8 protein-coding genes and 1 other annotated feature are annotated in these 12,220 nt (G+C 40.3%); of the genes, 1 reads left to right on the top strand and 7 read right to left on the bottom strand.

Going from position 1 to position 12,220, the window contains the following annotated elements; genetic code table 11:
• Positions 1-8 precede the first annotated feature (8 nt).
• Complete coding sequence (gene hisS, locus AAHB15_RS21975; RefSeq protein ID WP_335571340.1) at positions 9-1,280, bottom strand: histidine--tRNA ligase; 1,272 nt, start codon at positions 1,278-1,280, stop codon at positions 9-11.
• A 114-nt stretch (positions 1,281-1,394) separates the two neighbouring features.
• Positions 1,395-1,633 (bottom strand) — a binding site (T-box leader).
• Between the two features lie 60 nt (positions 1,634-1,693).
• Entirely contained in the window at positions 1,694-1,870 is a 177-nt protein-coding gene (locus AAHB15_RS21970; protein ID WP_186446430.1) for a hypothetical protein, read from the bottom strand.
• 166 nt (positions 1,871-2,036) lie between these two features.
• Here AAHB15_RS21970 and AAHB15_RS21965 point away from each other — a divergent pair, with 166 nt between their 5' ends.
• Entirely contained in the window at positions 2,037-3,791 is a 1,755-nt protein-coding gene (locus AAHB15_RS21965; RefSeq protein WP_335571339.1) for an SH3 domain-containing protein, read from the top strand.
• 160 nt (positions 3,792-3,951) lie between these two features.
• Here the strand turns inward: AAHB15_RS21965 and dtd are convergent, their stop codons facing one another.
• The 5 genes from dtd to secDF all read right to left on the bottom strand — a co-directional run bounded on the left by dtd (position 3,952) and on the right by secDF (position 12,142).
• The gene (gene dtd, locus AAHB15_RS21960; protein ID WP_335571338.1) at positions 3,952-4,392 is read right to left on the bottom strand and encodes a D-aminoacyl-tRNA deacylase; all 441 of its coding nucleotides are present in this window, start codon (positions 4,390-4,392) and stop codon (positions 3,952-3,954) included.
• A 12-nt stretch (positions 4,393-4,404) separates the two neighbouring features.
• Positions 4,405-6,600: a RelA/SpoT family protein gene (locus tag AAHB15_RS21955; protein WP_335571337.1), complete on the bottom strand. Its 2,196-nt coding sequence runs from the start codon at positions 6,598-6,600 to the stop codon at positions 4,405-4,407.
• A 309-nt stretch (positions 6,601-6,909) separates the two neighbouring features.
• Complete coding sequence (locus AAHB15_RS21950) at positions 6,910-7,422, bottom strand: adenine phosphoribosyltransferase (protein ID WP_335571336.1); 513 nt, start codon at positions 7,420-7,422, stop codon at positions 6,910-6,912.
• Complete coding sequence (gene recJ, locus AAHB15_RS21945) at positions 7,413-9,776, bottom strand: single-stranded-DNA-specific exonuclease RecJ (RefSeq protein WP_335571335.1); 2,364 nt, start codon at positions 9,774-9,776, stop codon at positions 7,413-7,415. The genes AAHB15_RS21950 and recJ overlap by 10 nt, the downstream gene beginning before the upstream one ends.
• Before the next feature lie 101 nt (positions 9,777-9,877).
• Positions 9,878-12,142: a protein translocase subunit SecDF gene (gene secDF, locus AAHB15_RS21940; protein WP_335571334.1), complete on the bottom strand. Its 2,265-nt coding sequence runs from the start codon at positions 12,140-12,142 to the stop codon at positions 9,878-9,880.
• Positions 12,143-12,220: the final 78 nt, after the last annotated feature.

Raw genomic sequence — 12,220 nt, 5'->3', positions numbered from 1 at the left:
TCCCCCTTTTAAGCTTGCAATTCCTGGAATTGTTTAATAAATGTGTTTAGGTCTAATTCTACTTGTTCACCTGTAGCCATATTTTTAACATTAATTTTGTTATTTTTAAGCTCATCGTCTCCAAGTATCGCTACATATTTAGCCTTTAAACGGTCAGCTGCTTTAAATTGGGCCTTGATTTTCCGGTCCAAGTAATCTCTTTCCGCAGAAAAACCAGCCATTCGAAGCTGCTGCAATAGTCCGACGGTATAATCCTTTGCTTCTTCCCCAAGTGAAGCTACAAACACGTCGATTCCTTGATTGATTTCAAGATCAATACCTTCCGCATTAAGGGCAGCAATAAACCGCTCAATACTTAAAGCAAAGCCGATACCAGGTGTCTCAGGGCCGCCAATTTCTTCTGCAAGCCCGTTATACCGTCCGCCTCCGCAAAGGGTGGTAATGGCTCCAAAGCCCTCCGCGTTACTCATAATCTCAAATGCAGTATGGTTATAATAATCTAAACCGCGGACTAAGTTTGGATCGACTTCAAATGGAATATCGAGCTGCGTTAAATACTGTTGTAATTTTTCAAAATAAGCTTTTGAAAAATCATTCAAATAATCTAAGATTGAAGGCGCCGTTTTCATTAATTCGTGGTCACGGTCCTGCTTACAATCCAGGATTCGAAGCGGATTTTTTTCAAGACGGTTTTGACAGTCATGACAAAACTCCCCAATCCGAGGTTTGAAATGATTCACAAGCGCCTCACGGTGAGCCGTCCGGCTTTCTCTATCCCCTAAGCTGTTGATGATAAGTTTTAGCTTCTGCAATCCCATTTCTTTATAGAGATTCATGGCTAAAGAAATTACCTCTGCATCGATCGCTGGGTCGTTACTGCCTAATGCCTCCACACCAAATTGAACAAACTGGCGGAATCGTCCTGCCTGCGGGCGTTCATAACGGAACATAGGTCCCATGTAATAAAGCTTTACAGGCTGATTAGCAAGACCAAACATTTTCTTCTCTACAAACGAGCGGACGACTGCCGCTGTTCCTTCAGGTCTAAGCGTTATACTGCGTTTGCCTCTGTCTTCAAAGGTGTACATTTCTTTTTGGACAATATCGGTGCTATCTCCAACGCCTCTAGAAAAAAGATCTGTATGTTCAAAGATTGGTGTACGAATCTCTTGATATTGGTATTTTTCACAAAGTTCTCTTGCTTTTGCTTCAATTAGCTGCCACTTTTCTACTTCACCAGGCAGTATGTCTTGCGTGCCTCTCGGGATGCTGATCGACATGGTGATTTACCTCCTTTATAAACATAACGCTTATGTAGATATTGTTAAATAGACGCTGTTAGGGGTGCTTGCTTTTTCTGGAAACACAAAAAAACTCCCATCCCTTGTAGTCATACAAGGGACGAGAGTTTTAGTCCCGCGGTGCCACCCTAGTTGAAGAACATGAAAAAATGCTCTTCCTCTTAAACAGTTAACGCCTGCAACGTTCATCTCCTACTAAAGCAGCTGCTTTTTCAGAGAGAAGCCTACGGAGTGTTCTTTCACTAAGGTACATGTAGAAATGCTTTCAGCCTAAGGCATTTCCTCTCTTTTCATGGATTATCTTAATTACTATGCTCCATCATTGGTTATTCCGAAATATCTTTTATATTTATATAATAATACGTAGCAACAATGGTAATGTCAAGAGACATTTAAGACCTTCCCATATGTTTTTTTAACTTTCTGACATCACCCATCGTCAACCCAAATTCAGATGCAAGTTCAATGGAGTTCGAATGACCCTCTTTTTGGATAAAATCATGAAAATCTACTCCAAAAAGACGGCCATCCATTGACTGTATGTTCATTCCCTTTTCACTCGACCTCATAACCCAATCACCTCAGTCTTTTTTTCTAGTATTTCCACTCTGGTAAAAATCTTACATGTTTATGTGATTTTTATGGCTTACTTCTAGTAAAATTAGCGTAATTAACCAATTAAGGAATGAATTTCTGGCTTTTTTACGATAAAATAAACAGAAGAAGGAGGTTACGATGACAAAAAAGTATACACTGCTCTTATTCACTATTATTCTCGCTTTCGGTACCTTCCTGCCGCAAGGAATAGGCAATGCCTCAAGTGGTTCTGTTACGATATCCACAGATACGGTAAATGTCCGCAGCGGCCCAGGATTAAGCTATCCCAATATCATGACAGCAAAACGAGGCGAACAGTATCAAATTGTAAAAGAAAAAGATGATTGGATTGAGATTAAATTATCGTTAGGCCAAACTGGCTGGATAGTCAATTGGCTCGTCACGAAGGACGATGAATCAAATTCAGGGACCGAAGCAACAAGTACTGGAAGCAAAAAAGCAAAAGTTAATACCGATCAATTAAGAATACGTTCCGGTCCTGGGACAAGCTTCCCGATGGTAGGCTCTTTAACTCAAGGTCAAGAGGTAACAGTCCTTGACCAAAATGAAAATTGGTATAAAATCAGCAGCCTCTTCGGTGAAGGATGGGTCATTCGAGAATTCTTAGATCTCCAAACCGGACAAAATAATTCTTCCTCGGATTCATCTGAAAATACCGAAATGGGGAAAGTGAATGCCGATACAGTTAACATAAGAGAAGAGCCTTACGTCTCAAGTGCAATTGTCGGAAAACTAACAAATGGGACGGACGTCTCTATTATCTCCAAACAAAATAAATGGCTGAAAATTAGTTTTTCAGATATTAAAGGCTGGGTAAGAGCGGAGTTTATTGACACTCAATCAGAGACTTCAAATGATACCCAAACAGAAAGTGTAACAGGGGTCACTGGAACCGTAACTGCGGAAAGTTTAAGTGTCCGTTCAGACTCCTCGCTAAACTCGGACATCATTGGTACTGTTTCACAGGACCAACAGTTTACTATTTTAGATGAGAAATATAATTGGGTAAAAATAGAGTATAAGTCTGGTAGTTTTGGCTGGGTATCAGGCTTGTTTCTTGAGAAAACGACAGCTTCTTCTCAAGGAAAACAACCATTAAAAGTAACTACTGTTACGATTTTACATAACGGAACAAATATTAGAAGAGACGCAGATGCCCAATCCGAGGTAGTTGCCCTGGCTGATGAGGGAGATCGGTTTACGGTAAAAAGGATTGTAAATGACTGGTACGAGATACAATTAAGGAACGGAAAAACAGGCTACGTGGCTGGATGGATCGTTTCAAACAATGGGTCCAATCAGCAAATTCATAAAGGCGGAGCCGAAAGCTACCTTAAAAATAAAACAATTATCCTCGATCCAGGACATGGTGGCGGAGATAATGGAACAACAGGTGCGAACGGTACACTAGAAAAAGAACTGACACTTCGAACCGCACGACTACTATACGATAAATTAAGAGCGGCCGGAGCCAATGTCTACCTTACTAGAAGTACGGATACATTTATTCCCCTGCCATCTCGGGTGTATGCGGCCACGGCAAATGGAGCCGATGCCTTTATCAGCCTGCATTACGACAGCAGCCTAGACCGAAGTTCACGGGGAATGACAGGCTATTATTATTATGACTATCAAAAAGGACTGGCAGATTCGCTTTATACTTCCACCATTGCCCAAACGGATTTAAGTGGGCGTGGAGTAAGATTTGGTGATTTCCATGTCATCCGGGAAAACAGTCAAACAGCTGCTCTCATTGAACTGGGGTATTTGAGTAACCCCCAAGAAGAAATTACCCTTAACTCAAGTATGTTTCAAGAAAATGCAGCTTCGGGGCTATATGTTGGCTTGGCGCGGTATTTTAAAAATAACTAACTAATTGCAAGGCTCCGGAATGTTTATTCTTCCGGAGCTTTTTTTTGTGAAAATTAGATGGCGGGTTGGCCAATTTGTTAATATCGGCCCATTTTTTGTTAATAAAATAAACAACATCTCTAATCCAACAAAAAAAGCCCGGCATGAATGCCAAGGCTGCCTACTTGCTTTCTACAATCAACGTTACAGGGCCATCATTGATTAATTCCACATCCATCATGGCGCCAAACACACCAGTTTCAACAGTAATTCCCTTGTCACGAAGCATCTGATTAAAGGCTCCATATAAGACCACTGCCTGTTCAGGCCTTGCCGCTTCCATAAAGTTAGGTCTGCGGCCTTTTCGGCAGTCCCCATACAGGGTGAACTGGGAGACAGAGAGAATTTCTCCGCCAACATCCAATAAAGAATGATTCATTTTCCCATCATGATCTTCAAAGATCCGTAAGTTAGCAATTTTATCCGCTAAATAGGCGGCATCCTCTTCCTTATCCTCGTGTGTCACCCCAACCAGCAGGACAAAGCCTTTGGTAATCTTTCCGGTTATTTCACCATCGACAGTTACCTTAGCCTCTTTGCTGCGCTGTACTACTATTCTCATGCTAGAAACTCCTTAATTCATGATCCGGCGAACCGAATAAATATCTGGGATTTGCTTAATGCGCTCCACAACCTTTTGGAGGTGGTTAACATTATGAATGGCAATCGACATAATAATCGTCGCCATTTTATTCCGATCAGACTTCCCGGTAACAGCTGAAATATTGGTCTTCGTCTCACTAACCGCTTGGAGTACCTCATTAAGGAGCCCTTGACGGTCATAACCGCTGATTTCGATATCAACGTTATACTCCTTACGGTCGTTCAAGGAAGATTCCCACTCAACCGGAATCAATCTAGATTGAGCATCATTGGAATCAATATTAGGGCAATCGGAACGATGGACAGAGACACCGCGCCCCTTCGTAATAAAACCAACAATTTCATCACCTGGAACTGGACTACAGCATTTTGACAGCCGGATTAACAGGTTATCAATCCCTTGAACCCGTACACCTGATTCCCGCTTTTTCGTTGACGGGAAGGCTTTTAAATCGGTAATGGCATTGGCAATGGTTGCCGATTGTTCCTTATCACGTTTTTTCCGTTCTTTTTCCGTTAAGCGATTTGCCACCTGCAAGGCTGTTACACCGTTATATCCAACTGCCGCATACATATCTTCTTCATTCATAAAGTTAAATTTCTCAGCGACTTTTTTCAGATTGTCCGGTGTTAAAATTTCTTTAAGATCAAATTCCATATTACGGATTTCTTTTTCAACCAGCTCTTTGCCTTTAATGACATTCTCATCGCGGCGCTGCTTCTTAAAGAATGCGCGAATCTTGTTCTTGGCTTGTGATGTCTGAGCCAGCTTCAACCAATCTTGACTTGGTCCGTATGAGTGTTTTGATGTGAGGATCTCAATGATATCGCCGGTCTTCAACTTATAATCCAGTGTCACCATTTTACCGTTCACTTTTGCGCCAATTGTCTTATTACCGATTTCAGAGTGAATCCGATAGGCAAAATCAATAGGAACAGAACCGGATGGCAGTTCGATAACATCACCCTTCGGTGTAAAAATAAATACCATATCGGAAAACAAATCAATTTTCAATGACTCCATAAACTCCTCGGCATTCGCCGTATCATTTTGGAACTCAAGGATTTCCCTAAACCAGGTAAGTTTCTGCTCGAAGGTCGAGCTATCGCTAATCGCTTTTCCCTCTTTATATGCCCAGTGGGCCGCAACCCCAAATTCCGCAATTCGGTGCATCTCGTACGTCCGGATTTGTACTTCAAGCGGATCTCCCTTTGGTCCAATAACCGTTGTGTGCAGGGACTGATACATGTTCGGTTTCGGCATCGCAATATAGTCCTTGAAACGACCTGGCATTGGCTTCCAGCAGGTGTGAATAATGCCAAGAACGGCATAGCAGTCCTTAATACTATTCACTACAATTCGAACCGCTAGCAAATCATAGATTTCACTGAATTGTTTATTTTGCAGTGCCATTTTTCGATAGATGCTGTAGATATGCTTTGGTCGCCCTGAAAGCTCTGCCTTAATAGATACTTCATCTAGGCGGCCCTTCACTTCTTCAACGACATCATCCAAATATTGCTCGCGTTCTGCACGTTTTTTCTTCATTAAGTTGACAATCCGGTAATATTGTTGCGGATTTAAATATCTTAATGCGGTATCTTCCAACTCCCATTTAATCTTAGAAATACCAAGACGATGAGCTAAAGGTGCAAAAATTTCAAGTGTTTCATTTGAAATTCGGCGCTGTTTCTCCATAGGAAGATGTTTAAGTGTCCGCATATTATGCAAGCGGTCAGCGAGCTTAATAAGGATCACACGTATGTCCTGCGCCATTGCCACAAACATTTTCCGGTGATTCTCCGCCTGCTGCTCCTCATGAGATTTGTATTTAATTTTCCCTAACTTTGTAACCCCATCAACAAGCATTGCCACTTCGCCGTTAAAAGCCTCTGCAATATCCCCTAAGGTTACATTGGTATCTTCTACAACGTCATGGAGAAAACCAGCCGCCACCGTTGCCGGGTCCATTTCAAGGTCGGCTAAAATACCGGCAACCTGAATAGGATGAATAATATATGGCTCTCCCGATTTTCTATATTGTTCACGATGGGCATGTTTCGCGTACTCATAAGCTTTTTTGACTAGTTCAACATGCTCATCATTCAAATACTTTCTGGTCTTGTCGATGACTTGGTCGGCCGTTAACACTTGATCGTTCGCCATGAAATCACCTTTATTTTCATCTCATTTTTTATATCAAAGTTTTTTGGAACTCTATCTTTTAGACTAAATCAAAATGTCTATCTATATAAATAATTTTGAAAAAAATTGTTACTAAATTAGAATGATTGTTACTATTATCGAAAAAAATAGCGAAGTTGTAAAGAGATTGTGCTGTTTTTTTACTAAATTACGAAATTTTTGTCGTTTTTTACTCTTATGGAGCTGCTCTACATGAGTTTCACGTTAAAAAACTCACCTTTACCATTATATAAAGAGAGCACTCGTTTCCTGAGTGCCCTCGATTCTCCATTAATAGTGCATCAATGTAAGAACATCGTAGCCGTCTAGTTTACTACGGCCTTCTAAATAGCTCAATTCTACTAAGAAAGCAATACCCGCTACAACACCGCCAAGCTGCTCTACTAACTTAATTGTTGCTTCAATCGTGCCTCCTGTTGCCAGCAAATCATCTGTGATTAACACCCGTTGTCCTGGTTGAATGGCATCTTTATGGATAGTTAAAACATCCTTACCATATTCCAAACCATAGCTTACCTTAATTGTTTCTCTTGGCAGCTTTCCTTCTTTACGGACTGGTGCAAACCCAACTCCTAACGAATAGGCAACCGGGCAGCCAATAATAAAGCCACGTGCTTCCGGTCCGACAATAATGTCAATCTGCCTGTCTTTTGCGTATGCTACGATTTGATCTGTTGCGTATTTATAGGCTTCACCATTATTCATTAAAGGGGTGATGTCTTTAAATTTAATCCCCGGTTTTGGCCAATCGGGTACGATTGTAATAAATTCTCTTAAATCCATTCTTCAATTGCCTCCTCAGATTCAACCGATCCTTGAATGACTTGATCGAACCAGCCTTTTAATTCTTGAAATGAGGAAAACAATAATTCTCTTTCAAGAGCATACTGGGCCTGTTTTGTTTGATAAGTTTTGGAATCAGTCAGGTCACGCTTTTGCGCTCCAGTTTTTAAAGTAATAAATCCATTGTTTATTGTAACAAAATCCAGTTCAGAAAACACCTTTGACATAAATTTTATCGTTTCCTGAGACCAGCCACGGTGTTTCGCGATAGTATCACCATGGAGTTTCAGGTCGATTGGGCCTTTTTTTAACAGAAGGGCATAGAACCATTTAAAATGATCGCGTGTAGGAATAGTGGAAAAATAATCGCTTGCTTCTTTAAAGAAATAAGCATAAATTCTTGCAGGTTCTTTTCCAGCGAACAATCCATTTAAAAGGTCTTTTGACGGAGGGAAATCCACTAATGCAACATTAGCTTTGTACCCATCAAACGCCTTAGCCTCTTCCATATCTTGAATAAAGATCACTTCAGACCGCAATTCAGGTTTTAATTTCTCAAGGTTTTCTTTATTAAAAATGATGATTTTTCTGTTTTCAGCAGGTACTGTGGTTTCGATATGATTCGCTCGCTTTTGCCCGCGAAAATCGAATAATTGCCACGAATGAACAGCCATATCATGAATAAAGATTTGTGGTTTACGTATATTATTCCATTCATTAATAGATAATTCTCCAATTAATGAAATTTTTGAGGCAGGTGAAATATGATCAACGAGAGTGCCCAAACCAAAACCAACTCCGTCAAGGGTTGAACCTTCTTCATTGACTAAAACCTTAAGATGGTTCTGTTCACTGCCAATTTTTCTCATACTTGTAATTGCCACATTTTCTATTAACACTTTTGGCTTCGGGTTATCCATTCCAAAAGGCGCCAGCAAACTAAGTTCATCTAATGACGATAAGCTAATATCTCCAAGACGAATCTCCTCATCGAGCTGTGTTATCGGAATTAAATCGGTATCCGTCAGCTGCTCGTCAGCAAGGCGGTTTAAGCGTTCACGAAGCTCTGCAACGTCTTCAAGTTTCAAAGTCATCCCTGCCGCCATCGGATGTCCGCCAAAATGCGGCAGAAGTTCTCGGCAGGTGGATAAATTTTTAAATAAATCATAGCCAATAATACTTCTTGCCGAGCCTTTGGCGACCCCTTTATCCGGGTCAAAATTCAGCACAATCGTTGGCCGATAGAACTTTTCGACAAGTCTTGAGGCAACAATTCCAATAACACCGGGATTCCAGCCTTCTTTACCAATAACAAGTACTTTATTGGTCTCAATTGGGTAGTTTTTTTCAACCTCTTCGATCGCTTCAACCGTAATAGCATTGACAATCTCCTGCCTTGTTTTATTTAAGGCATCCATTTCTTCTGCTAAGCTTTGCGCTTCGTGCGGGTCGTCAGTCAATAACAATTGAACGGCTAAATCGGCATCTTCCAGCCTGCCGACCGCATTTATTCTAGGTGCAAGTGTAAATCCAATCGTCTCTTCATTGATCGACATCAGATCCACACCAGCTACTTTTAAAATTGCTTTAAGTCCAATATTTTGAGTTACTTTAAGTTTTTCGAGGCCTTTTTTAGCGATAAGGCGATTTTCACCTTTTAACGATACTAAGTCAGCAATCGTGCCAATAACGGCGATTTCAAATAAATGCTCGGGAACTTCCCCATACAATGCATGGGCCAGTTTAAAAGCTACTCCTACTCCGGCCAGTTCACGAAATGGATAAATGCTATCAGGCAGTTTTGGATGAATGATTGCAAGGGCCTCTGGTAAAACCGGTCCAGGTTCATGGTGATCGGTAATAATAAGATCCAAGCCAATTTCTTGTGCAACTGCTGCTTCATGAACGGCAGCTATTCCTGTATCGACGGTAATAATCAATTTTATACCATTTTCCGCCGCCTGACGGAATGCGGGTTCGTTTGGTCCATAACCTTCTGTAAAACGATTAGGGATATAAAATTGGACGTTTGCCCCTAAATCACGAAGTGTAATCATTAACACCGAGGTGCTGCTTACACCATCTGCATCATAATCTCCAAAAATGAGGATAGGTTCTTGTTTTTCAATCGCCTCACGAATTCGCTTAACCGCTGTTTCCATTCCTTTTAATAAGAAAGGATCGTGAAACTCATCTTTTCCAAATAAAAAATACCGAGCAGAGTCTACGGTATTAAGTCCACGGTTTACAAGTAGGGATGCAACTAGCGGTGTTATCTTCAATTCATTTACAAGCATTTGGGCGAGATTGTGATCAGAATTGCGAACAATCCATTTTGTTTTTGATTTTAACATTGGTACGTTCACCCCTCAGACTTTCTAATTATACAGGAGCCTATCAAAGCTTTCAATCAAAAGAAAAAACTGCAAAAAGATTTGCAGTTTTTTCACACATACTAGACTTGAGGCTGATCAGAGTATTTTCTTTTTTCCTTAACGGTTCTAATGACACCCTTCTTTTTCAGTTCCTTACACTTCATAACATACCATAAAGAGCCTGCGACAAAGACGGATGAATAAACACCGACAATTAATCCGACAAACAATGCAATTGAGAAATTACGAATTGAAGGACTTCCAAAAATCATTATGCATGCTGTAGTAACTAGTACTGTAAAAACTGTATTAATGGAACGAGTTAACGTTTGACGAATACTTACGTTTACCACATCAGCAATATCCTGAACCGTTTTAAGACGTTTTTTCTTTTGCATATTTTCACGAACCCGGTCAAACGTAACAATTGTATCATGGTTTGAATAACCAACAATCGTCAAAATCGCCGCGATGTAGTTTAAATCTACTTCAAGTCTTGTGATACTGAAAATGGCAATCATAAAGAATGCGTCGTGAAGGATGGCAGCAATAGCTGCAATGGCCATATAGGCTTCAAATCGGATTGAAACATAGAGAATGATGCCTATTGATGCCAGCAGTACGGAAATAAAGGCATTTTTCGCCAGTTCTTTACCTACAGTCGGAGAAACTGTGCTGACATTCGGCTCATAGCCATATTCCTTTTTAAAATCTGCTTTTAAAGAAGCAATCTCATTTTTAGACAATACACCAATCATTCGAACAGCACCAATTTGATTGTTGTTACCTGAGATTACTACATCATCCGGTTTTAATCCGCGATTAGTAAAAGCGCTTCTAACCTCTTCTGTAGTTAATGGCGTCTTCGATTGTACCTCTATACGAGTACCACTTGAAAAATCAATACCTAAGTTCAAGCGGAAAATAGCAAGAACGATAACACCTGCGAGAATAAGAGTTCCAGATAAAATAAATACTTTCTTTCTTAATCCAATAAAATCAATTTTATCGAATCTGGTTGGCAGGTCGACAGTATCAACGTTGTCATTAATACTTTTAATTTGTGAAGGATGTACGGCAAACCAACCAGGTTTTTTATTAAAGATACCACTCTTCACCCATAGTCCTAATAGCAGCCTTGACCCGTATACATTGGTCAAAAAGCTCATTAGAACACTCACAATTAACATAGTCGCAAACCCTTTAACAGAACTTGTCCCATAGAAGAATAACACACATGCGGTAAGAATGGTTGTTAAGTTTGCGTCAAATATAGCTGTAAAGGCATGTTTCTCTCCAGCTTCGAACGCTGATTTTAGGCTTCGGCCTACCTTTAATTCTTCACGAATTCGTTCATAAGTGATGATGTTGGCATCTACTGCCATACCTACCCCGAGGATGATTGCAGCAATCCCCGGCAGGGTCAGGACTCCATTCATCCAATCGAAAATTAATAGCACTAGATATGTAAAAATGGTTAACGTAATCGTAGCAATAAACCCTGGAAAACGATAATAGAAAATCATGAATAAATAGATGATTATTATACCGACAATTCCAGCAAAAACTGTTTCATGTAAGGCCTGTTCCCCAAACTTAGCCCCAACAGAAGTGGAATAAACTTCCTTCAGTTTTACAGGTAAGGAACCAGCATTTAATAGAGAAGCCAAAGTTTGCGCTTCTTTTGCTGTAAAGCTGCCGACAATGGAAACGGAATCCTGATTAAAGATCTCCTTTACAGTCGGAGCCGATAAAAATTTTGGCTTTGCTTTGGTTACTTCCGTTTTAAAGGAATCTTTTCCTTCTTCAAAATCCAGCCAAATAACTAGGTAATTGTTTGGCGCCATATTCATAATTTTTTCAGAGACTTTACGGAATTTATCAGCACTTTTTAATGATAAAGTAACGCTTGGTGCCCCATTTTGATCAAAGGTTTGCTTAGCTCCCCCTTGCTTCAGATCAGACCCGTCCATCATTAATTTGTCATTGGCATCCCGGAAAGTAAGATTTGCTTGTGTGGACAAGATTTCCCTTGCTTTGTTTTGGTCTTTTACGCCGGCAAGCTGAACACGAATTCGGTTAGTACCTTCAATTTGAATGCTAGGTTCACTTACTCCTAGGACATTAATCCGTTTATCGAGGGCTTCTGCAGTACTAGCCAAGACGTCCTTTGTAATTTTTTGCCCTTTTTTCGCTGGCTGAACCTCGTATAAGACCTCAAATCCACCTTGAAGGTCCAGTCCAAGCTTCATATTATTTAAGATGTTCTTTGTTGTTGCTCCAATTGTGCTTCCAAAAATGAGAATCAAAAGAAAGAAAGCAATAATTCTACTACGCTTTACCATTATGTAATGTTCCTCCTTAGTGCATGTGAATAAAGCACTGTACGTTTACCCCTATTTAAGAATAATGAAAAAGTCACT

Source organism: Bacillus sp. OTU2372 (genome assembly GCF_038440275.1).
Taxonomy (GTDB): domain Bacteria; phylum Bacillota; class Bacilli; order Bacillales; family Cytobacillaceae; genus Neobacillus; species Neobacillus bataviensis_B.
This window is presented reverse-complemented; position numbering and strand designations above follow the sequence as displayed.